Origin of the sequence: Acinetobacter guillouiae, assembly GCF_002370525.2 — a bacterium.
Lineage (GTDB): Bacteria > Pseudomonadota > Gammaproteobacteria > Pseudomonadales > Moraxellaceae > Acinetobacter > Acinetobacter guillouiae.
The window spans coordinates 2,167,915-2,189,770 of sequence record NZ_AP014630.1 but is presented as its reverse complement, the minus strand read 5'-3'; the positions used below and the strand labels follow the sequence as shown (position 1 = coordinate 2,189,770).

Here is a 21,856-nt window from a genome sequence, read left to right as displayed (position 1 = left end):
TAAAAATTATGGTTTAGAAATCAACTTGCACCCTTTTACTTAACATAAGACAATAGCCACATTATAGATTCAAATTTGCTTAGGCTATTTTCATGTCCCTACCTTTAGATGTTCTTGGCGGAATTACTGCTGAACAATTCCTCTCAGAATACTGGCAAAAAAAACCTTTATTGGTTCGTAATGCTTTACCTGAAATTGCCAATATCCTTGTTCCAGATGACGTCATGGAGCTTGCTCTGGATGAAAACATCACAGCACGCCTAATTAAACAAAAAGACAAAGATCCAAATCAATGGTCAGTAAAATCATCACCACTCATCAAAGGTGATTTTCAAAAAATGCCAAAACTTTGGACCTTATTGATTCAAGCTGTAGATCACTATTCATTTGATTTAGCAGAGCTTTGGAAGAAATTTCCTTTTATTCCACAGTGGCGTCGTGATGACATTATGGTCTCTTATGCTGCTAAAGGTGGTTCTGTAGGTCAGCATTTTGACTTTTATGATGTATTTCTTGTACAAGGTTATGGACACCGTCGTTGGCAACTTGGACAAATGTGTGATGCTGAATCTGAATTTGTTGAAGGGCAGCCGTTAAAGCTACTTCCAGAAATGGAGATCAATTTTGATGAAGTTTTAGCGCCAGGCGATTTACTTTATGTCCCACCAGGATTGTCACATTATGGTGTAGCGGAAGACGATTGTCTAACCTACTCTTTTGGTTTCCGTATGCCGAATATTGCCGACATGATGGATCGTGTCAGCGATAAATTTGTCGAAGATCAACAACTACGTAATCCGCTTCTCGACATCTTACGGAATAAACAAAACCCGATTGGGCAAGTGACACAAGCTGAACTCGATTATTTAAAGACTGAATTGTTGGCGAAATTAAACAATTCTAAAGTGTTAGAAGATGCCATTATGAGTCTAATGGCTGAAGCAAAGTACCCTGAAAATATTCCTGATGCTGAAGCGATTGGCACTGGAGATTTAGAAGAAGTTCTTGACCAAGGCTATTTACTACAAATTGAGCCAGCCTCTCGATTAATTTATCTTCAACAGAATCATGAATTATTATTCTGGGCAAATGGTGAATCGATCTGTATTTCTGAACAATTTGCACCCCATTTAAAGCAGATTGCAGATGGACAAAGTGTCAAACTCAATCATGAATTGTCTGATGATGAAATATTAGAAGACATTGCTGGATTGTTGAATGAATCTATCTTGATGCTTGTTCCAACTGACGAATAAAATTCGCAATCTAACTCTAACAATGTAACGCTTAAATAAAGCCTGAAAATTCAGGCTTTATTTCTATCAATTTACTTTCAGCATAACTTTAAGAAATAACTCGCTCATCCTTGCTTAAGCTGATATTTGAGTGAGCTTGAGGAATTAACCAAAGTAAAATTAAACACTTCATCCCACTAGAGATAAAGACTTTGCTGTGACTTTATTGTCCTTTTATCAGACTATTTTTTCTCATAGTTTTCGATAAACTCCGAAATCTATTGTCAATATTTTTTGTCGTTCAAGTTTTTCAAAAAAGTCTAAAGTACTACTAAAGGGATTAACGAAGTATTTTGTTAAGTGATTGAATTCAACTGTTGTCTTGAGAAAATTATAAAAGAAATATGGGTCAAGATTGCCAATACTTTCTTTGTTTCCAAGCGAAACTTCAAGAATTTGTCCTGTTATTAAATTCTCAAACATACAGTGTTCTCCATGCACAAAAAAAGACCAATCTTCCGATAGCGTTTTTTGTCCATTTAAAAAATCAGCATCTTGTATTTCGTAATAGTGTCCTGCGTTAATTTTTTCTTTTTCAGGTTGGTCTGTTTCTGTAATTAATTTATCAATAAGCACTTCAGCAATGGCTTTATAGTTGTCCATTGCTGTTAATAATTCCTGTTCTACATCAGAAGTAAGGTCGATCATATAATTACTGTCAAAATTTCAAAGCTAAATAATTAAAACTTATCAAATAAAGCCTGAAAATTCAGGCTTTATTTCTATCAACTCACTTTCACCATTTTTTAAGAAGTAATTCCCTCATCCTTGCTTAAGCTGATATTTGAGTGAGCTTGAGAATTTAACTGATGCTTTAATGTCTCGTTTTCCTGCTTTAGATTTTTTATTTTAAAAAACTGGAAGAACAGCCCGATATAAGCAATAACAACGATCACAGAAACATAAATGGCTAAAAAACTGATACTGGGGTTTAACAATTTTGTCAGAAACTCTTCAAACATTTTCGATTCCTTTTTGTTTTCATCACATACTAAATAAATATTTCAGTTAAATTAACTCAAATTGTTTAGAAAATAAATCATTCAATTATTAATCTAGAACCATTCTCAAGTCTAACAAATCATTACTTGAGCTTTTTCATCAATTTGGGCAATTTAGCGCTATATAAAGAATGAGATATTTACTTCATGGCAAGTCCTGCTCAAGCAATTCGACATCAACTTCTCAATACTTTTTTCTCCCGTTATTCAGTTTGGTTCCTTTGTATATTTGTATCTTTATATTTGACTTGGATTATTTTCTTTAACGAAGGTCATTATATTTATTACTTTTTTTCAGATACTGTACTGAATTTAGCTTGGATTGTTTCATCCATATTGGCCGCAATTGGCTTTGCCGATATCATCCAAACACAGCATTCTATTTTAAGAAATTACCCTTTAATGGGACATTTCCGATTTTTCTTTGAAGATATACGTCCTGAAATTCGTCAATATTTCATTGAATCTGATGATGATGCCTTACCTTTTTCACGTGCACAAAGAAGCTTAGTTTACCAACGTGCTAAAAATGAAAATGCAGATAAGCCTTTTGGTTCAATTATTGATGTCTATCAAGATGACTATCGTTTTTTAACCCATTCGATGACACCCAAAACACCTGCTGATTTTAATACATTTAGAATTAGTATTGGTAATGATCAGTGCTCTCAACCTTATAGTGCTTCGATCATGAATATCTCAGCAATGAGTTTTGGTAGTTTGAGTGCAAATGCCATTCTTGCTTTAAATACTGGTGCAAAAAAAGGCAACTTTTATCATGACACGGGTGAAGGCAGCTTAAGTCCTTATCACCTTAAACCCGGTGGTGATATTGTTTGGGAAATTGCCAGTGGCTATTTTGGTTGCCGTACTTTAGATGGTAAGTTTGATCCTGAAAAATTTAAGCAACAGGCAGCTTTGCCTCAGATCAAAATGATCGAAATTAAACTGTCACAAGGGGCAAAACCTGGACACGGCGGTATACTTCCTAAAGATAAAATCACCAAAGAAATTGCAGAAATACGCGGTGTTTCTATGGACGTGGATTGTATTTCTCCAGCGACACATTCTGCTTTTAGCAATCCGATTGAAATGATGCATTTTATTCAGCAATTACGTGAACTATCCAACGGCAAACCGGTTGGTTTTAAATTGTGTATCGGACAACCTTGGCAATTTATGAGCATCGTAAAAGCCATGCTGCTAACCAAAATCACTCCAGATTTTATTGTGGTTGATGGTTCAGAGGGCGGTACAGGTGCTGCCCCTATTGAACTGATTGATCATATGGGTACGCCTTTACGTGAAGGCCTGCTATTTGTAAACAATACCTTAATTGGCGCAGGTTTACGTTCGCAAATTAAGATTGGTGCAAGTGGTAAAATTATCAGTGCCTTTGATATTGCCAGTACGATGGCTATGGGTGCCGACTGGGTCAATTCTGCACGTGGTTTTATGTTTGCGGTGGGTTGTATCCAAGCACAAAGTTGTCATACCAACCAATGTCCTGTTGGCGTTGCAACCCAGAACAAAGAACGTCAAAAAGCGCTTGATGTGCCATCTAAAGCAGACCGTGTGTTTAGTTTCCAAAAAAACACCTTAAAAGCCCTTGCGGAAATGATTGCTGCAGCTGGCTTACAACATCCTGCTGAGATTAAAGCACATCATTTGGCACAACGAATCAATGACCGTGAAATCAAAAACTATGCTCAATTGCACTTTTGGATGAAAGACGGCGAATTGCTCAGTTGTGAAAATAAAGATGAAGAAAACTTCTATTTTAGAATGTGGAACTTAGCAACTGCTGAACATTTCTAATTATTTGCAAGCGAAATTTCATTAAGGAGATCATCATGATCTCCTTTTTTATATCTAGCATTTATATAGTTAAAAGAAGCCTAATCTTCTGTTTTTGATTCTTCCGCATTTTTTAAGTTTATATTGGCTTTTATTTTTACTCAAACACCATTTTAATCTAAACAATATTTAAGCAAGATATCATAAAACACATCAAGAATATTTGCGGATGAAATTTCTGAAACACATAACCGCCACCACTATCCTTACAACGTCATTACATTGTTATGCAACTGTCGGTGGTGGACAAACAATAGAAGTATTGGGTTATGAAGCAAAACAACAAAAAATTTATCTGTTAAGACACTATGAAGATGAGCGTGGGCGCTTGCCACAGTTATACTATTATCAGCTCAACAGTAAAACACCTGACAAGTTGATTGAAGTACAATCGTTATATATCAATCCCAAAACGCATCAAATTGACTATGATCAAGATGCTATCCAATTTGAAAAAGACCTAAATAAAATTAAAAAGCGTTTAACACCGTTACTTATAGGAAATGCCAATACTGCAAAAGTTCAGATCATCAAAAATCAAACCAATAAAATCAGTGCATGGTACGATGATTCGCAGAAGATTACAGAATATAAAACCACATACAACCTTAAATCAGCATCTCTGCAAAGTCATAACCAAGTCGCTTTAAACTATGGCAATGCAGTGAAGATTTCTCAAACTTATAGTGTACCAAAACAAAATAAGCTACTGATTGTGGTTAAATATTTCGGCATTCCAGAAGAAACAGGCTATGATGTTGAAGATGCTGTTTTGCTCTTACCAATACAATAATGAGGATAAATCGTGTTAAAAATAATCACATCAACGCTCTTATTCAGTTTTAGCGCTCTCGCTTTTGCAAAAAGTGATAGCAATATTTCACTTGAAGTCCTCGGCTATGATTCAGATAAAAAAGCGGTTTTAATTCTTGAAAACTCAGCAAGCTATGACATTCCAAAAGTCTATCGCTATTCACTGAGTGAAAAACGCTATGATCTGCTCAAATATGATGAAAATTTTACAGGTATTACAGATCAAAAAAGCTTTCAGCAAAAACTTTCAAGCATAAAGACTCAGCTCAAACCGCTTAAAAAGATCGCGCTTCAAGACTTTAACATTAATCTACTCGAACAAAGACCTTCTGATACTGAAAGCTCTGACTCATTTAAAACAATTTATGCCTCGATATTTACAATATCCAGTCCGCAATATCAAAGTCTTCAACAGAATTTAACCCGTTACAGTCCAGAAATTAAACTTAAACAGGCTTTTGAACTGCCAAAACATAAAGGCGCACTGATTACTTTTGAATCACTCAGCTTACCTTTTGATGAAGGATATAGCCGTGAAGAAGCTGTTGTTTTATTTCCTACCGGTCAACTTCCCCAATAAATAAAGCCTCTTAGGAGGCTTTATTTTTACTGCTTTTATCAATCTTGATTAATGGACTATGCTGCTGAACGTTCAGTGATCGGTACAACTTTACGGAGCTCTGGACCAGTATAATCTGCGCTTGGACGAATAATACGATTGTCAGCACGTTGTTCCATTACATGCGCTGCCCAACCAGTAACACGAGACATCACAAAAATTGGTGTGAATAGTTTTGTTGCAATATCCATGAAATGATATGCAGATGCATGGAAGAAATCGGCATTACAGAACAATTTCTTCTCACGCCACATCACTTCTTCACAACGTACTGATACTGGGTAAAGCACTGTATCACCAACATCTTTTGCTAAACGCTCAGCCCAAATTTTGATGATGCCATTACGCGGGTCATTGTCTTTATAGATCGCATGACCAAAGCCCATGATCTTTTCTTTACGTTCAAGCTTACCCAGCATTTCACGTTCAGCTTGTTCTGGAGATGTCCAGTTTTCAATCATTTCCATCGCAGCTTCATTTGCACCACCATGCAAAGGTCCACGCAGTGAACCAATTGCGCCAGTAATACACGAGTGCATATCAGACAATGTTGAAGCACATACGCGTGCAGTAAATGTTGACGCGTTAAACTCATGCTCAGCATAAAGAATTAATGAAACATTCATTACTTGTTCATGTAATTCATTTGGCTTTTCGCCACGCAGTAAATGCAAGAATTGTGCACCGATTGAATCGTCATCGGTATTTTCTTCAATACGTACACCATCATGACTAAAACGGTACCAATAACAAATGATCGCTGGCAAAGTTGCAAGAATACGATCTGCCACATCTTGCTGTTGATCAAATGATTTTTCAGTTTCCAGATTACCTAACATTGAAACCCCTGTACGCATCACATCCATTGGATGTGAATCAGCAGGAATACGTTCTAACACTTCTTTTAAAGCTTGCGGTAACTGGCGAAGTGATTTTAATTTGGCTTTATATGTCGCCAATTGTTCTGCTGTAGGCAATTCACCAAAGAAAATAAGATAAGCGACTTCTTCAAATTGGCAATTTTCTGCAAGGTCTTGCACATCATAACCACGATAAGTTAAGCCTGCGCCACTCTTGCCTACTGTTGAAAGTGCTGTTTTACCTGCAACTTGACCGCGCAATCCAGCGCCTGTAAGTACTTTTCCTTCAGCCATTTTATTATTTCTCCTGCGTGAACAGTTTGTCTAGGGTGTTTTCGAAAGTGTGATAATCAAGGAATTCGTAAAGTTCTTTTCGTTGTTGCATGCTATCCAGTACATTAACTTGTGTACCATTTTCACGAATTGAACGAAAAACTTCGAGGGCTGCTTTTTGCATTGCACGTGTTGCAGACAATGGATATAGCACCATGCTGATGCCCTGTTCAGCTAACTCTTGGGTGGTGTAATAAGGTGTATCACCAAACTCTGTAATATTTGCAAGAACAGGAACACCTACTGCATCACAGACTGTTTTATACATGGTAATGTCGGTCATTGCTTCAGCAAAGATCGCATCTGCACCCGCCTCGACACATGCACAAGCACGATCAATCACGGCTTGCAAACCTTCTTTTTGCAATGCATCTGTACGTGCCATCACAACAAAGTTTGAATCTGTTTTTGCATCAACTGCTGCTTTAATGCGATCAACCATTTCTTGTTGAGAAACAATTTCTTTATTTGGACGATGACCACAACGCTTTTGTGCAACTTGGTCCTCAATATGGACAGCTGCCGCACCAGCACTAATCATTTGTTTAATTGTCCGTGCAATATTAAATGCACCACCCCAACCTGTATCGATATCAACAAGTAATGGTGTATCTACACGTTCTGTAATACGACGAACATCTTCCAATACGTTGTCTAAGCTGGTCATCCCTAAATCAGGTAAACCATAAGAATAGTTTGCCACACCAGCACCTGAAAGATAGATGGCTTTATAACCCACCTGTTTCGCCATCATCGCTGCATAAGCGTTGACTGTACCAATGATTTGTAATGGTTTTTCCACTTCTAGAGCTTGTCTAAATCTTAAGCCTGCAGACGTCTGTTGTGTCATATTCCCTTCCACAGTGGTCACTTGTTTATTGAGTTTTGAGTATAGCCATAATTTATATTTCGCATATGACCATTTAGGTATATTACTCTAAAACTTTAGTCAAAGAAAAATGAATTTTGATTCATTTTTTCATTTTTATGCACTTTTTTTAATCATTTTTTCCAATAGCACGTTTGCTAAGAAATTTATTGACATCTTTGATATAATAGTGACAACCCATTTTTCCTCAGTAATTTATGAACGAAGATTTAGCACAAGTTGAAGCTACAGGATGTGATTTTCCACAAACTAAACGTGGGCATGAACGTCGCTTAGCATTACTGATTAGTGCAAACGATCTTTTTTTAGAGCACGGTTATGATGCGGTATCTTTAGATGACATCGTGAATCATGCAGGCGGGTCAAAAGCCTCGATTTACAAATATTTTGGTAGTAAAGAAGGTCTATTTACAGCGATCTGTGACTATCGTCGTGATTTATTCTTTAAAGATATCTGCATTCCATTTAACCCCGCGTTGAATGAGCTCAGAGCATATTTGATCAATACCTTGATTAACTTTTATAAGCATATGATCATTCCGGAAAATATTGCTTTTATACGCTTGGTCTTAGAACGTTCACAAAAAGACCCTCAATTGGCCGTCTATATTCATGAGAAAGGACCTAAGCAAGTACAACACTCTATTGCATGCGCTTTGGAACGTTGTGTAGAAAATCAAATATTAACCTGTGCAAATCCTTTATTTTCAGCACAATTTTATTTTGGAATTCTTAGAAATTTGGAATGGCGAATTTTAATGGGGATTGAAATCAAAGAATCTGATCAAGAAATATTCAATTGCGTAAGTTATTGTGTAGATCGCTTCTTAGAGGGCCATCAAAAGGTCTAATTTTTTTGCGTTTTCATATTCATATAGTATATTAGCTGATTCTCCTTTTTATTTTCATCAACCACCAACAATGAATTGTTGGTCAATTTCCCTATTGGTTTTGACTAAACAATTATTGTGGAGTAACCATGGCTCTACGACATTTTCTTACTTTACGTGATTTATCCACTGCTGAACTTAACCGTATCATTGAACGTGCTCAAGAGTTAAAGCGAAAACAACACAACAACGAAGTATTTCAACCCTTTGTTGGAAAAGTCATGGGGATGATTTTTGAAAAGTCGAGTACCCGTACTCGTGTATCTTTCGAAGCTGGTATGAGCCAATTTGGAGGCAGTGCAATTTTCCTTTCGTCACGCGACACTCAATTGGGTCGTGGTGAGCCAATTGAAGATTCTGCACGTGTGATCTCGAGCATGCTTGATATCGTGATGATTCGTACATTTGGTCATGATATTGTTGAACGTTTTGCTGAATATTCAACAGTCCCGGTTATCAATGCATTAACTGATGACCACCACCCTTGCCAGTTACTTGCGGATGTACAAACATTTGTTGAACATCGTGGTTCGATCAATGGCAAAACTGTGGCTTGGATTGGCGATGGCAACAATATGTGTAATTCATATATTGAAGCTGCGCATATGTGGGGCTTTAAGTTAAAAATCGCGTCACCGAAAGGTTATGAACCAAAACCTGAATTTCTTTCAGAATTTGCACATTGCGTAGAACTTTTTGAATCAGCAGAAGACGCAGCGGTCAATGCAGATCTGATCGTGACGGATGTTTGGGCAAGTATGGGCCAAGAAGAAGAACAAAAAATTCGTGAAAAAGCGTTTGCTGCGTATCAAGTGAATGAAAAATTAATGGATTTAGCACATCCAGATTGTCTATTTATGCATTGCCTACCTGCACATCGCGGTGAAGAAGTTTCTGAAAATATGCTGGATCACAAAAACGCTGTGGTTTGGGATGAAGCAGAAAATCGCCTACACGCACAAAAAGCCTTGGTTGAATTTTTAATCAATGAAAATTTAAACAAAGACTAATTTGTTTTGTTTTAAGATAAATAAGCACCAACTATGGTGCTTATTTTTTGTTTCAGTATAATAAAATCCATATTTTTAATATGTGTATAATTCAAATGAAATTTAAAATAATTCCTTTATTCGCAATGTCAGTGTACATGCTCATTTCTCAAAGTAGTTATGCAACTGAATTAGATGATTATTTGATTCAAAAGAATTTGATTGGACAGGATTATAAAATTATAGATCAACAAAATTTAGATGATGTTTTAACTGCATTAAGTGAAGAAGACTCTCGCGTGCTGCCTGTACAAGTCGACCAAAACACAGTGATTGAGAAAATTCATATGTATCATGATCATGTTGATTTGCAAGGTTTAATTACATCTAAAGATTTTAATCAGTTTTCAAATAGCATGGGTAAGGAAAAAACTCAGCAACTTTTGATGGAAGGAATGCTTGAAAATTGTCATTTACTTTTTGAAAATGAATTCCAACGTCAAAATCCTTATTATGTAAAAATAAAACTGATGTCTGAACAGAAAGCATATGAGCTAAAACTCAAAAATGAGCAATGCAAATTTTAATTTGTAATCATATTGTCTTGGTGCATTGTATCAGTTCACATTTTGTCTAAGCAGATTCGTTTTTTTTTCAAGTTGATCTAACGATTAAGACAATTTTCAAAATTTTAACTATCTGTAACAATTTTGTCATGTAGAATACTTACTATGCCCTTCAAGGTCGTTAAGACAGTTTCAAATGACGCAGATCATGCCCGCTTCAAAAAGTTTAACCACGCCTGAATTTCAACATAGCTCTAGCAGCTATATTAATCGTGAAATTTCCTTACTGGAATTTCATAAACGTGTGTTAGCCCAAGCAAAAGATGAAACTCATCCTCTGCTTGAACGATTGAATTTTCTCATTATTTTTTCACGTAATTTAGATGAGTTTTTTGAAATTCGTGTCGCTGGATTAATGAAACAACTGGACTTCAAAACCATTACCACAGCGCCAGATGGTATTCCAAACGAAGTCATTCTTGAGCAAATTTCACATAACGCACATCTTGCGATTCAAGAGCAATACGACACCTTAAACCATGTGTTATTGCCTGAGTTAGAAAACTATGGCGTCAAATTCATCCAATATAATGATATTTTAGAAAAACACGCGGAATGGATTAAAAATTACTTTTTTAAACAAGTACAACCTGTTGTAACACCAATTAGCTTAGATCCTGCTCATCCTTTCCCGCGTTTGGTCAATAAAAGCTTAAACTTTATTGTCACCTTAGAAGGAAAAGATGCTTTTGGTCGTCAGATTGAACTGGCCATTGTACCCGCACCTCGTTCCTTACCGCGTGTTGTACGCTTACCAAACGAGCTCACAGACGGCGCAGAACATTACATTTTATTGTCAGCCATTATCCAACAGCATATCAGTGATTTGTTCCCCGGCATGACTGCAACAGGATGCTATCAATTCCGTGTCACCCGTAATGCTGACTTAACTTTGGCAGAAGATGTCGATGATTTAGCAGTAGCATTGAAAGATGAATTATCTTCACGTCGTTTTGGTCGTGCAGTTCGTTTAGAAATCGCAGATAATTGCCCAAATTCAATTAATAATTATTTATTAGAACAATTTGATTTAGATCCACAACATCTTTATCAAGTGAATGGCCCTGTCAATTTAACACGTCTAATTACTGATTTTGATATTCCAGAATTAAGGTTTAAGCCTTATCAAGCCGTTATTCCCAAAGCCTTAAGAAATTCAAATAAAATATTTGAAATATTAAGCAAGCAAGATTTGCTATTACATCATCCATTTGATTCTTTCCAGCCCGTTATCAATCTACTCAAAGAAGCGGCAAAAGACCCCAATGTTTTAGCAATTAAACAAACTTTATATCGTAGTGGTCCAGACTCAGAAATTGTACAAGTGCTGGCAGAAGCTGCTCGCAATGGGAAAGAAGTTACAGCGATTATCGAGTTACGTGCGCGTTTTGATGAAGAATCCAATATTATCGTCGCAAATCTTCTACAAGAAGCTGGCGCAGTTGTGGTGTATGGTATTGTCGGTTATAAAACCCATGCCAAAATGATTTTAATTGTGCGACGTGAAATCGACAAACTTAAACGTTATGTACACCTTGGCACAGGCAACTACCATGCTGGAAATGCACGGATGTATACCGACTATGGTTTACTGACTACAAATGATGAAATTTGTGAAGATGTACATAAGATCTTCCAAGAGCTGACAGGTATGGGTAAATTGTTAAAGTTAAAAAAACTCTTTCATGCTCCCTTCACCTTACACTCTCAGCTGTTACATTTGATTGAGCAAGAAACAGCACATGCAAAAGCGGGTAAAAAAGCCCGTATCATCATTAAAGTCAATGCATTGACTGAACCTAAGCTGATTACAGCTTTGTATAAAGCATCTCAAGCTGGGGTTAAAATAGAGCTGATTATTCGTTCGATTTGTTGTTTAAGACCACAAATTGAAGGACTTTCCGAAAATATTAAAGTTCGTTCTATTGTCGGGCGCTTCCTAGAACATACTCGTGTTTATTATTTTTATAATGATGCCAATGAGGACTTATACTGCGCAAGTGCTGACTGGATGGGTCGAAACTTATTTTCTCGGGTCGAAACTTGCTTTCCAATTGAAGATAAAAAGCTTAAAAAACAGATTATTGAATATGGGCTACTCAGTTATTTAAAGGACAATATTCGTGCTTGGGAACTCGATGCCAATGATCAATGGCATGCAGTTCAACCCAAAGATGATGAAAAACCTTATATTGCCCAACAGGTGTTGATGCAACAACGGATTATTCCCACTACAGCGTAATTCTTTCATATTGTTATTATCAATAATTCATAACAACCCTCCTTAAAAAGGAGGGTTTGAATGATTAATGCGGCATTGCAGCACCCTAATCAAGCTATCACTTTGATTGATCCTATACGTTGATTTCAATATTCTTTAAAATCAACCGACTATAAGCCAATACCCTCAATAACCCCTTGTTGCTTTAACTGTAACAATTCATCATCTGAACAAAATTCTTCTAAAATCGCTTTGGTATGTTCTCCTAAGCGTGGTGGTGCATTACGATATTCAACAGGTGTTCCTGTCATTTTAATCGGCGAACCAATCACATTAAAATTAGGATTATCTGTATGTGGAATATTGACCACCATTTTACGATATTGAATTTGGGGTTCATCTAAAGCATCTGCAACTGAATTAATCACCCCAACAGGTACTTTCACTGCATGAATTGCATCGACCCAATGCTTCGCGGTATTTGATAAAAAATATTCAGACAACAAAGTAACCAATTCTTGACGATATTTCACCCGGTCTTGATTACGGAGATAGTTTGGTTGATCTAACAATTCAGGTTTTCCAATCGCAATACATAAATCTTTAAATTGTTTATCATTGCCACAGGCCAGAATAAATTCCTTATCTTGCGCTTTAAAAGTCTGATAAGGCACAATATTGGGATGATGATTACCCATTCGTTGAGGTGCGATACCTGAACTTAAATAGTTCATACCTTGGTTGGCGAGTCCAGCAACCTGTACATCCAACAACGACATATCAATATATTGTCCAACACCTGTTTGCTGACGAGAAATCAGTGCCGCCTGAATCGCAATTGTTGCATATAGCCCAGTCTGAATATCAACCACCGCCACACCAACTTTTTGTGAACTTGCCCCTAACTCACCTTCTTTCTCACCAGTAATACTCATCAAGCCAGACATACCTTGAATAATAAAGTCATAACCCGGTTCTTCTGCACGCGGTCCATCTTGACCAAAGCCAGTGATAGAGCAATAAATCAATTTTGGATTAATATGCTTGAGCGTTTCATAATCCAAACCATATTTTTTTAATGAACCTGCTTTAAAGTTTTCAATCACAATATCTGCGGTTTTCACCATGTGTTGTAATAATCGCTGCCCATCCTGCGTTGCCATATCAATTGCCACTGAGGATTTATTGCGATTCGCAGATTGATAATATCCAGATTCTCGTGTCGCTCTACCCTGTTGATCAAGCATCCACGGCGGGCCCCACATACGGGTGTCATCACCAACTTTAGGGCGTTCAATCTTAATCACTTCGGCGCCTAGATCTGCAAGAACTTGTCCACACCACGGACCTGCCAGTACTCGACTCAGATCTAAAACTCGAATTCCTTGTAATGCACCCATATGTTTACCTCTATGTCAGGAGTAAGCGAATACTCCTTAATTTTACGATTTACTGAATCTGTTTAAACAAGCGTTGACTATTGTTGTTGTGGGTCATATTGACGATCTTTGATAAATAAGCCAGGCAGTACCCCTGCAACAAAGTAAGCTGCGCCCATCACGATAAATGCCGTCATAAATGTTCCGCCCGAAGCAAGGAAACCAATGGTTGCTGGGGCAATAGCTGCACCCACTCGCCCAATGTTATATGCACCACCAATTGCTGTACCTCGAACATCGGTAGAAAATGATTCCGCCATATAGGTCGCATTTACGCCATAAGGAATGCCATATAAGAAACCAAAAGTGATCAATAAGTACAAAATATTATCTGGCGTATTAAAAATAATAATCACAGGTAAGAATACAGCGCTGGCTATGGTACCGAACACAAATACTGCACGACGATTAAATTTATCTGCCAAATATCCCGCTAAGATCTTGCCTAGAATCATTGCTGTATATGAACCCACCATATAGCTGGTCATGTTTTTAAAGTTCATATGCACTTCTGTTTCTAGATAACTTGGCATCCAATTGTTGATTCCGTAGTAACCAAATTGTAAGAAGAAGGCTGTAGTCATCCACAATAAAAACATTTTACGGTGCTTAAAGTTGGCAAAAATTTGTTTATAAATACTGCCACTTTTCGGTTTCTCGGGAACTGTAGCTTCAACTGGTTTTTTGCCTTGAAGCTGATTGATTTTGTTGAGCTGCCAAGACTTTGGTTCAGGTACAAAGCGTTGCAAGAAAATATTGATAAATGCTGGAATAACCGTGATAAAAAACAAGACTCTCCAACCATGATCAGGAATAATCGCACCAGCTAATAATGTAGCAACAATATATCCAACGGTTTGCCCTGTTTGTAATGTACCCAATACCGTAGTTCTATACGTTGTAGGAACATATTCAGCCATAAGGGTATTGCATGCCATATAAAGGGCTCCAATCCCTAGTGCACCAATAAATCGTAATGCCATAAATTGTTCAAAACTTTGGGTAAAGCCTAACAAACATGTTGCAACTGAGAAAAACGATACAGAATTGGCAATGGTACGTACGCGGCCAAACTTATCACATGCCCATCCCCCTAAAATTCCACCAATCCCCATACCTGCCAGAGAGGCACTGCCTAAGGCACCAGCCTGAAAAGTAGATAATGCAAACTCACCTTTTAAACTGGTTAAGCTATAGGACAATAACATGATATCCACGCCATCGACGACCATAGCGAAATAGGCGAATAAAAGTGCCCATTTCCAAGTATTTGGGCCTATTTTTTCAAAGGTTCCAATATTGGATGGCATGGATAATTTTGTTGAAGTTGTAACTGATCGAACATCATTGTTCATTTTTCCTCTACCTCATTTTCCCAAATGAGTCATCGGTCACTTTTTATCTTTCTCTCTACTTATTTCTTTGTTATTTTTATTGCATCAATTTAGAGTTAAGTATGAGAGTTAAAAGAATAATCAGATATTTTTCACGATGAATCCTTTTATCATTAATTTATTTTTACCTTAGTTTTGATGAAATTTAAGGCAAAAAATCCTACAAGGGATGCTAGATTTAAGCATCCCTGTTTTAAAACAGTTGATTTTAGTTACTAAAGGCAGCAATACCAGTTTGTGCACGCCCGAGAATTAAGGCATGTACATCATGGGTACCTTCATAGGTGTTGACCACTTCCAGATTGACCAGATGGCGAGCGACACCGAATTCATCACTGATGCCATTGCCACCCATCATGTCTCGAGCAACACGCGCAATATCTAAAGCTTTACCACAATTGTTGCGTTTAATCAGTGAAGTGCCTTCAACAGAAGCAATACCTTCATCTTTCATACGACCAAAACGTAATGCGATCTGCAGCCCTAAAGCAATTTCAGTTTGCATATCTGCAAGTTTCTTTTGCACCAATTGATTCGCAGCCAATGGGCGTCCAAATTGTTTACGATCCATCGTATATTGATGTGCAGTGTGCCAGCAAAACTCTGCCGCCCCCATCGCCCCCCATGCAATACCGTAACGTGCACTATTTAAACAAGTAAATGGTCCACGCAAACCACGAATTTCGGGAAATGCATTTTCTTCAGGAACAAAAACATTGTCCATCACAATTTCACCAGTAATCGATGCACGCAAACCGACTTTGCCATGAATCGCAGGCGCAGAAAGTCCTTCCCAACCTTTTTCTAGGATAAAGCCACGAATTTCACCGACATTACCTTCAGCAGAAACTTCTTTGGCCCAGACCACAAAGACATCAGCGATTGGACTATTGGTAATCCACATTTTTGCGCCAGTCAGACGATAACCACCTTCGACCTTTTTGGCACGGGTGATCATACTGCCTGGATCTGAACCATGATCAGGTTCTGTTAAACCGAAACATCCAATAAACTCGCCAGTAGCTAATTTAGGTAAGTACTTTTGTTTTTGCTCTTCAGAACCAAATTCATTGATAGGCACCATCACCAATGAGCTTTGTACACTTGCCATTGAACGATAACCAGAATCTACGCGTTCAATTTCACGGGCAATAAGACCGTAACTGACATAGTTTAGACCTGCACCACCGTATTCTTCAGGGATTGTCGGCCCCAGCAAACCTAACTCACCCATTTCACGAAAAATAGAAGCATCTGTTTTTTCATGGCGGAATTGTTCCAAAACTCTTGGCATCAGTTTGTCTTGTGAATAGGCATAAGCAGCATCACGAATCATGCGTTCTTCAGAAGTAAGTTGCTGTTCCAATAAAAATGGATCTTGCCAGTTAAATTGAACACGTGCCGTTTTTGTAGAATTAACCATTTGATTCATAGCATCCTTTGCTGAACATATCTTGTTGTCTTAGTAGTGATGTTAGGTGTGAAAATTCATACTTTCAAACGATTAATTCTCACTCAGATATTCCATTTACGCATATCTTGTGTTTTTATAATATGGCTCGCTCAATGACTACGGTTCAAGTATGCGGGTATTAAACGAGGCTTTTTAACAGATTTTTATCATCTTTACATCCTCTTATAAATTTTCATTCGAGGTAAAACCAAATGGTTTGATGGAAGATTCATTACATACATCTGCTTTGCTTTGAGTTCTTTTTGCTAGATATGAATAGATTAAATTTAGTCTTAACTAAACTTTGATATTCAAGGAATGAATATGCGTAGAATGATTCCCTCATTACAATCATTGATATGTTTTGAAGCGGCTGCCAAGCATCTAAGCTATACCTTTGCAGCTCAAGAGCTACATCTTACTCAAAGTGCGATATCTCGCCAAGTACAACAACTCGAAGATTTTTTAGGACTCAATCTATTTAACAGAACACGGCATGGCGTTGAATTAACACAAGCCGGTGAACATTATTATAAAAACATCAAAGCTCATTTATTGGGTATTGAGCAAAGCACACTCGATTTAATGAGCCATAAAGGTTTAGGCGGTACGCTAAAATTGGGGGTTGTACCGACATTTGCAACACGCTGGCTGTTACCCCGACTGTATAAGTTCAATGAAATATACCCTGAAATTACCATTCATTTAGAGACCAGTACCAAACCCTTTTTATTCAGTGAGCATATTTTTGATGCAGCAATATATACAGGTACACCTGCACAAATTGAAAATTGGCCAGGTGCAAAAGTCCACTATTTAATGAATGAAGATGTTGTTCCGGTGTGTTCTGCTGAGTTAATTTTTAAGCATTTTCCAGAGCTAAGAGGGCCTTCAGGAGATTTACGTCGAAGCTTAACGGCGGAAGAGATTGCCACGCTGCCCCTACTCCAACAAACCACACGCCCCTATATTTGGAAAGAGTGGTTTCAAGTTTCTGGTTATGAGCATCCTTTTGCATTAGAAGGACAACGGCATGAATTATTTTCGATGCTTGCGGTGGCAGCCATACATCATATGGGGGTTGCGCTTATTCCACAAAAACTACTGGAAAAAGAACTGCGCTCAGGTGATTTAATTATCGCCTCAGAAATTAAGCTAAAAGGTTCACGTGCCTATTATTTTGTCTATGCAGAACAACAGCAAACACCCCTCATTGCTAAATTTGTTGAATGGTTATTGACAGAAGTTGAACAATCACAAAGTACTTTTTTAAAATAACGCGATTTCAAGTTAAACAATAGTTTGTTCAAGATTTATAGAATGCAGTTTAGCTTCTATATTGTGATGAAAAAACTCAGCTTGTAGGAGATGAAAAGAACAGCACCTACAACAGAAAATACAAGCCTACTCCGCCATTTTTAATACCTATACAGTATCTTTAATAAGAGTAGGCTAAAAAACAAATGAATGACTACCGATCTTAAAATTTAAGCGCTAAATCCAATATAACGATAAAAATCTTGATCCCCTACAACACCTAAGCTTGTTTTATAAATCAGGTAATCAGAATAATTACTCTCAGATAATTCATTGAAAATATTCAATCCCTGATCATCATGAGCATGGATTTCATCGACGCTACGGGGCATGGTCGCTTCAAATTCATCGGAAATATATTCAAAGCCCAAATCCATCGCAATGAACAAGGTATGAATACACGGTTGTAGATATTGTTCTTCATTCCAATCAATGACCGCATGTTGGCAATGTGGGCATGTAACATTTTCTTGAGAATTTTCTAAAGTGATCAGTTGAAATGGCATACGCTTTGGAACAGAATAAAATTGTATTTTAAACGAGTTAGGGAAATTAAACACTCGTTTTAGATAAATCTAAAACTGCTTTTCATATTTTATAAATACACGAAACAAAGCTAAGGATATTATGTCAACGATTGAAAAAGCGATTGCTTTAGCAGCTCGTAAACACGCAGGCCAAAAAGATAAAGCGCAACAGCCTTATATTTTTCACCCTCTGAGGTTGATGTTCAAAGTTAAAACACCCAATCAACAGATTGTTGCTGTATTACACGACATCTTAGAAGATACCGACACCACTGTGGTCGATTTAATCTCACTTGGCTTTAGTCAAGAAATTGTCGATGCCGTTGTTGCCTTGACCAAAAAAGAAGGTGAATCTAGAATCGAAGCCGCCTACCGTGCAGTAAAAAATCCAATTGCACGTGTGGTAAAACTGGCAGATGTTGCTGATAACATGGATATCACCCGTATTCCACATCCGACCACTAAAGACCTTTTAAGATTAGAAGAATATAAGCAAGTTCAAAATATTCTCATGACAGGCAATGCCTAATCTTAGAAAATTTTCACAATTAACAAGTTGACTTGATGCAACAATTAAGTTTAATAGTGCGTCATTGTTGCAATTATGGAATGTATTTATGCTCACTGATTTGGATGACTTTTACTGCTTTGGTTTGGTTGTAGAGCATGGGGGATTTAGTGCGGCTGAACGTGCAACGGATATTCCTAAATCCAAGCTCAGTCGCCGTGTATATAATTTAGAAGAAAAATTAGGGGTTCGTTTAATTCAACGAAGTTCACGTCATTTCGCAGTTACAGACATTGGCATGAATATTTACCGCCATGCCCAAGTGATGATGAATGCAGCACAATCAGCGCATGATCTGGTTGATCATCTCAGTGAACAACCACGTGGTGTGATTAAAGTCAGTGTACCTGTGACCGTTGCGCAAAGTGAATTGTCCAAAATCCTTCCTGACTTTTTAAAAACTTATCCTGAAATCAGAGTACAACTTTTAGTCAGTAATCGTCGAGTAGATATCATCAATGAAGGTTTTGATGTCGCCTTGCGTGTGCGCGCAAATCTGGACGATGACCCGAGCTTAGTGCTGAGAAAGTTTGGACATATTGAACAGCACCTTCTTGCAAGCCAAGCCTATTTAAATGAATTTGGTATGCTCAAAAAACCAGAAGATTTATCTGAACACCGAATTTTAAGTATGGTTGATGAGCACTTAGATCAACAAATGGTGTTACATGATAGTGAAAATCAACAGAAAAAAATTAAAGTTAACCCGATACTCATGGGGTCGGATTTAATGATGCTGGCAAAATTAGCCAGCCAAAATTGTGGTATTGCCTTACTTCCAGATACGATTGCTAATGATTTTGTCGCCACAGGCGAATTGGTTCGTGTCTTACCTGAATGGAAAGCACCGCACGGGATCTTTCACGCTGTTTACCCTTCTCGCCGAGGCTTACTTCCTGCGGTAAGAGTCTTTATTGACTATTTGGTTAAGCACTTAAGTAAGTGTTGAGTAACTTATCTTCATCGTCACTTTGATTAAAGAATCCTAGGATTATTTCAATAGACAAGCCGATCTAAATAAATTGACAAAGATGGACTGCAATCTGGTGTCCATCTGGTGCTATTTTTGATACCATCGCTACTGCTTAATTCCAATGTTTTTCTGATTTATATGACTTCATCTTATCAACAACAGCTTGATGCCAAAATTGAACGAATCCAAACTCAATTCGCAGAATTTAATCCACCTTCGTTAGAAGTATTTGCTTCACCTGAACAAAACTTCCGTATGCGTGCAGAATTCCGAATTTGGCATACTGAAGATGATATGTTCTATGCCATGTTTGAACGAGATGAAAATCAACAAAAAACTGTTGCTCGTATCGATGAATTTCCGATCGCAGATCAAAGTATAAATCAGCTTATGCCAGTTTTATTGGCTGAGCTAAAAGCCAATTCAGTCTTATCAAAACGGCTTTTTGAAGTGCATTTTCTAGCAACGCTCAAGGGCGAAATGCTGGTTTCATTGATTTACCGTGTGCCACTGAGTGAAGAATGGGAAGTTTTAGCAAAACAATTGGCTGAAAAGCTGAATGTTAAAATCATTGGTCGCAGTCGCGGACAAAAAGTTGTCTTAACTGATGAATTTGTTGTGGAAGAATTACAAGTTTTTGAGCGTAAATTTCAATATAAACAAATTGAAAGTAGCTTTACTCAGCCCAATGCGCAAGTTTGCCAAAAAATGTTGCAATGGGCGTGTCAGTCCGTTGCAGGTAAAAATAAAGACTTACTCGAATTGTACTGTGGTAATGGTAACTTTACCCTTCCCTTATCCTTGAGTTTTAACCGTGTTTTGGCAACTGAATTAGCGAAATCTTCGGTCTATGCGGCACAGTGGAATATTCAACAGAATCAGATCAACAATATTCAAGTTGCACGCCTTTCAGCAGAAGAGTTTACTCAGGCCTATAACGGAGAACGTGAATTCCGTCGTTTACAAGAAGCAGAAATAGACATTCAGGGCTATGAGTTTGATACAGTTTTTGTTGATCCACCACGTGCAGGGATTGATGACGATACCTTAATGCTATTGCAAGGTTTTCAACGTATTCTTTATATTTCATGCAATCCAGATACATTACACGACAATTTAAAAACCTTGCTTAAAACCCATAAAATTGTGAAATTTGCGATGTTTGATCAATTCCCCTACACCCATCATGTAGAATCTGGGGTTCTTCTCGAAAAAATTTAAACAATTTATTACAAGATTAGACTGTCATGTAAATTAGCATGACAGCTACTTCTTTAAATTATTTATTGATATATCATTAAGTTATAAATCATTTAAAACATGGCCTTTTAACAAACCGTTTAAAACATATCAAATCATCGAAAAAATCAGCCTATAACTCGACCATCTATTTCGCTCAGATCTTGTATTTTATTAAAAAACGGCTATATTTCGAACTATGTTAGGTTGTGTATGAAGGCTCTATGAGTTTTTGGCAAAAGCTGTTTACGGCTGAAGATACATTGCAAAATGAACATAAAAATCAAATTGCATGTGTTGAAAATGATTGCTCTTGTAAATCCAATGATCAACTTTTATCAGCGTTGATGAAAGCGACAGATCAGGATGTAATTACTGGGATTAAAAAGGTACTTATCTCTAGAGGTTTCAGTAAAAAAGAGTTAAACCAATTACAGCATCCACCTATTCAATAGTCATGGATGACCGCTAAGAAAGAAAAAGCATTCAGTTTACTGGATGCTTTTTTAATTCCAATAGAACAACTTTTGATGTTTCTCCTTGGCTTGTATAC

Annotated in this window: 21 protein-coding genes; 13 read left to right on the top strand and 8 right to left on the bottom strand. The window is 37.3% G+C overall.

The annotated features are described in order from the left end of the window. Window positions 1-92 precede the first annotated feature (92 nt). Window positions 93-1,256, top strand: a complete 1,164-nt coding sequence (locus AS4_RS10050) for a ribosomal protein uL16 3-hydroxylase (protein WP_096734043.1) — start codon at window positions 93-95, stop codon at window positions 1,254-1,256. Between the two features lie 231 nt (window positions 1,257-1,487). Here AS4_RS10050 and AS4_RS10045 read toward each other — a convergent pair whose 3' ends face one another. Then, window positions 1,488-1,943 (bottom strand): DUF6896 domain-containing protein, encoded by a 456-nt coding sequence (locus AS4_RS10045; RefSeq protein WP_004821343.1) that lies wholly within the window; start codon window positions 1,941-1,943, stop codon window positions 1,488-1,490. 98 nt (window positions 1,944-2,041) lie between these two features. Then, window positions 2,042-2,257 carry a hypothetical protein gene (locus AS4_RS10040; RefSeq protein WP_096734042.1) on the bottom strand — a complete coding sequence of 72 codons (216 nt, stop codon included), beginning with the start codon at window positions 2,255-2,257 and terminating at the stop codon, window positions 2,042-2,044. 186 nt (window positions 2,258-2,443) lie between these two features. On the opposite strand from AS4_RS10040, the gene AS4_RS10035 reads away from it, so the two are divergent. The 3 genes from AS4_RS10035 (at window position 2,444) to AS4_RS10025 (ending at window position 5,546) form a co-directional block, all read left to right on the top strand. Continuing rightward, the gene (locus AS4_RS10035; protein WP_096734041.1) at window positions 2,444-4,114 is read left to right on the top strand and encodes an FMN-binding glutamate synthase family protein; all 1,671 of its coding nucleotides are present in this window, start codon (window positions 2,444-2,446) and stop codon (window positions 4,112-4,114) included. 208 nt (window positions 4,115-4,322) lie between these two features. Beyond that, on the top strand, window positions 4,323-4,946 hold the full coding sequence (locus AS4_RS10030; RefSeq protein WP_096734040.1) for a hypothetical protein: 624 nt from the start codon (window positions 4,323-4,325) through the stop codon (window positions 4,944-4,946). A 12-nt stretch (window positions 4,947-4,958) separates the two neighbouring features. Continuing rightward, on the top strand, window positions 4,959-5,546 hold the full coding sequence (locus AS4_RS10025; RefSeq protein ID WP_096734039.1) for a hypothetical protein: 588 nt from the start codon (window positions 4,959-4,961) through the stop codon (window positions 5,544-5,546). Between the two features lie 56 nt (window positions 5,547-5,602). Here the strand turns inward: AS4_RS10025 and prpC are convergent, their stop codons facing one another. Further along, window positions 5,603-6,739 carry a bifunctional 2-methylcitrate synthase/citrate synthase gene (gene prpC / locus AS4_RS10020; protein ID WP_004821331.1) on the bottom strand — a complete coding sequence of 379 codons (1,137 nt, stop codon included), beginning with the start codon at window positions 6,737-6,739 and terminating at the stop codon, window positions 5,603-5,605. 4 nt (window positions 6,740-6,743) lie between these two features. After that, window positions 6,744-7,628 (bottom strand): methylisocitrate lyase, encoded by an 885-nt coding sequence (gene prpB / locus AS4_RS10015; protein ID WP_004720700.1) that lies wholly within the window; start codon window positions 7,626-7,628, stop codon window positions 6,744-6,746. A gap of 236 nt (window positions 7,629-7,864) precedes the next feature. Between prpB and AS4_RS10010 the strand changes: the two genes are divergently transcribed. From AS4_RS10010 to ppk1, 4 genes are all read left to right on the top strand, one after another. Then, entirely contained in the window at window positions 7,865-8,518 is a 654-nt protein-coding gene (locus AS4_RS10010) for a TetR/AcrR family transcriptional regulator (RefSeq protein WP_004720703.1), read from the top strand. 128 nt (window positions 8,519-8,646) lie between these two features. After that, on the top strand, window positions 8,647-9,567 hold the full coding sequence (argF, locus tag AS4_RS10005) for an ornithine carbamoyltransferase (RefSeq protein WP_004720705.1): 921 nt from the start codon (window positions 8,647-8,649) through the stop codon (window positions 9,565-9,567). Window positions 9,568-9,662: 95 nt separating this feature from the next. Beyond that, window positions 9,663-10,133 (top strand): hypothetical protein, encoded by a 471-nt coding sequence (locus tag AS4_RS10000; RefSeq protein ID WP_096734038.1) that lies wholly within the window; start codon window positions 9,663-9,665, stop codon window positions 10,131-10,133. 175 nt (window positions 10,134-10,308) lie between these two features. After that, entirely contained in the window at window positions 10,309-12,414 is a 2,106-nt protein-coding gene (gene ppk1 / locus AS4_RS09995; protein ID WP_004821325.1) for a polyphosphate kinase 1, read from the top strand. A 149-nt stretch (window positions 12,415-12,563) separates the two neighbouring features. Here ppk1 and AS4_RS09990 read toward each other — a convergent pair whose 3' ends face one another. The 3 genes from AS4_RS09990 to AS4_RS09980 form a co-directional block, all read right to left on the bottom strand. Beyond that, entirely contained in the window at window positions 12,564-13,793 is a 1,230-nt protein-coding gene (locus tag AS4_RS09990; RefSeq protein WP_096734037.1) for a CaiB/BaiF CoA transferase family protein, read from the bottom strand. 77 nt (window positions 13,794-13,870) lie between these two features. Continuing rightward, window positions 13,871-15,187: an MFS transporter gene (locus AS4_RS09985; protein ID WP_034610301.1), complete on the bottom strand. Its 1,317-nt coding sequence runs from the start codon at window positions 15,185-15,187 to the stop codon at window positions 13,871-13,873. 247 nt (window positions 15,188-15,434) lie between these two features. Continuing rightward, window positions 15,435-16,658, bottom strand: a complete 1,224-nt coding sequence (locus AS4_RS09980) for an acyl-CoA dehydrogenase (protein WP_096734036.1) — start codon at window positions 16,656-16,658, stop codon at window positions 15,435-15,437. A 345-nt stretch (window positions 16,659-17,003) separates the two neighbouring features. On the opposite strand from AS4_RS09980, the gene AS4_RS09975 reads away from it, so the two are divergent. Beyond that, a complete protein-coding gene (locus AS4_RS09975; protein WP_096734035.1) occupies window positions 17,004-17,957 on the top strand; it encodes a LysR substrate-binding domain-containing protein in 954 nt (317 codons plus the stop codon). A 209-nt stretch (window positions 17,958-18,166) separates the two neighbouring features. Here the strand turns inward: AS4_RS09975 and AS4_RS09970 are convergent, their stop codons facing one another. After that, complete coding sequence (locus AS4_RS09970; protein ID WP_096734034.1) at window positions 18,167-18,502, bottom strand: hypothetical protein; 336 nt, start codon at window positions 18,500-18,502, stop codon at window positions 18,167-18,169. Window positions 18,503-18,623: 121 nt separating this feature from the next. On the opposite strand from AS4_RS09970, the gene AS4_RS09965 reads away from it, so the two are divergent. The 4 genes from AS4_RS09965 (at window position 18,624) to AS4_RS09950 (ending at window position 21,758) form a co-directional block, all read left to right on the top strand. Continuing rightward, a complete protein-coding gene (locus AS4_RS09965; RefSeq protein ID WP_004720720.1) occupies window positions 18,624-19,052 on the top strand; it encodes an HD domain-containing protein in 429 nt (142 codons plus the stop codon). A gap of 88 nt (window positions 19,053-19,140) precedes the next feature. Then, window positions 19,141-20,040, top strand: a complete 900-nt coding sequence (locus tag AS4_RS09960; protein ID WP_004821316.1) for a LysR family transcriptional regulator — start codon at window positions 19,141-19,143, stop codon at window positions 20,038-20,040. A gap of 162 nt (window positions 20,041-20,202) precedes the next feature. Next, the gene (gene trmA / locus AS4_RS09955; protein WP_096734033.1) at window positions 20,203-21,285 is read left to right on the top strand and encodes a tRNA (uridine(54)-C5)-methyltransferase TrmA; all 1,083 of its coding nucleotides are present in this window, start codon (window positions 20,203-20,205) and stop codon (window positions 21,283-21,285) included. 242 nt (window positions 21,286-21,527) lie between these two features. Then, window positions 21,528-21,758, top strand: coding sequence for a hypothetical protein (locus AS4_RS09950; protein ID WP_004720727.1), 231 nt, complete (start codon window positions 21,528-21,530; stop codon window positions 21,756-21,758). Window positions 21,759-21,856 lie beyond the last annotated feature (98 nt).

What these genes read in the sequence shown, in the direction of transcription:
- prpC (WP_004821331.1), bottom strand. Translation starts at nt 6,739, where the DNA reads ATGGCTGAAGGAAAAGTACTTACAGGCGCTGGATTGCGCGGTCAAGTT.
- AS4_RS10050 (WP_096734043.1), top strand. Translation starts at nt 93, where the DNA reads ATGTCCCTACCTTTAGATGTTCTTGGCGGAATTACTGCTGAACAATTC.
- AS4_RS09980 (WP_096734036.1), bottom strand. Translation starts at nt 16,658, where the DNA reads ATGAATCAAATGGTTAATTCTACAAAAACGGCACGTGTTCAATTTAAC.
- ppk1 (WP_004821325.1), top strand. Translation starts at nt 10,309, where the DNA reads ATGACGCAGATCATGCCCGCTTCAAAAAGTTTAACCACGCCTGAATTT.
- AS4_RS10035 (WP_096734041.1), top strand. Translation starts at nt 2,444, where the DNA reads ATGGCAAGTCCTGCTCAAGCAATTCGACATCAACTTCTCAATACTTTT.
- AS4_RS09970 (WP_096734034.1), bottom strand. Translation starts at nt 18,502, where the DNA reads ATGCCATTTCAACTGATCACTTTAGAAAATTCTCAAGAAAATGTTACA.
- trmA (WP_096734033.1), top strand. Translation starts at nt 20,203, where the DNA reads ATGACTTCATCTTATCAACAACAGCTTGATGCCAAAATTGAACGAATC.
- AS4_RS10030 (WP_096734040.1), top strand. Translation starts at nt 4,323, where the DNA reads ATGAAATTTCTGAAACACATAACCGCCACCACTATCCTTACAACGTCA.
- argF (WP_004720705.1), top strand. Translation starts at nt 8,647, where the DNA reads ATGGCTCTACGACATTTTCTTACTTTACGTGATTTATCCACTGCTGAA.
- AS4_RS09965 (WP_004720720.1), top strand. Translation starts at nt 18,624, where the DNA reads ATGTCAACGATTGAAAAAGCGATTGCTTTAGCAGCTCGTAAACACGCA.
- AS4_RS09985 (WP_034610301.1), bottom strand. Translation starts at nt 15,187, where the DNA reads ATGAACAATGATGTTCGATCAGTTACAACTTCAACAAAATTATCCATG.
- AS4_RS09960 (WP_004821316.1), top strand. Translation starts at nt 19,141, where the DNA reads ATGCTCACTGATTTGGATGACTTTTACTGCTTTGGTTTGGTTGTAGAG.
- prpB (WP_004720700.1), bottom strand. Translation starts at nt 7,628, where the DNA reads ATGACACAACAGACGTCTGCAGGCTTAAGATTTAGACAAGCTCTAGAA.
- AS4_RS10010 (WP_004720703.1), top strand. Translation starts at nt 7,865, where the DNA reads ATGAACGAAGATTTAGCACAAGTTGAAGCTACAGGATGTGATTTTCCA.
- AS4_RS10040 (WP_096734042.1), bottom strand. Translation starts at nt 2,257, where the DNA reads ATGTTTGAAGAGTTTCTGACAAAATTGTTAAACCCCAGTATCAGTTTT.
- AS4_RS09990 (WP_096734037.1), bottom strand. Translation starts at nt 13,793, where the DNA reads ATGGGTGCATTACAAGGAATTCGAGTTTTAGATCTGAGTCGAGTACTG.
- AS4_RS09950 (WP_004720727.1), top strand. Translation starts at nt 21,528, where the DNA reads ATGAGTTTTTGGCAAAAGCTGTTTACGGCTGAAGATACATTGCAAAAT.
- AS4_RS09975 (WP_096734035.1), top strand. Translation starts at nt 17,004, where the DNA reads ATGCGTAGAATGATTCCCTCATTACAATCATTGATATGTTTTGAAGCG.
- AS4_RS10000 (WP_096734038.1), top strand. Translation starts at nt 9,663, where the DNA reads ATGAAATTTAAAATAATTCCTTTATTCGCAATGTCAGTGTACATGCTC.
- AS4_RS10045 (WP_004821343.1), bottom strand. Translation starts at nt 1,943, where the DNA reads ATGATCGACCTTACTTCTGATGTAGAACAGGAATTATTAACAGCAATG.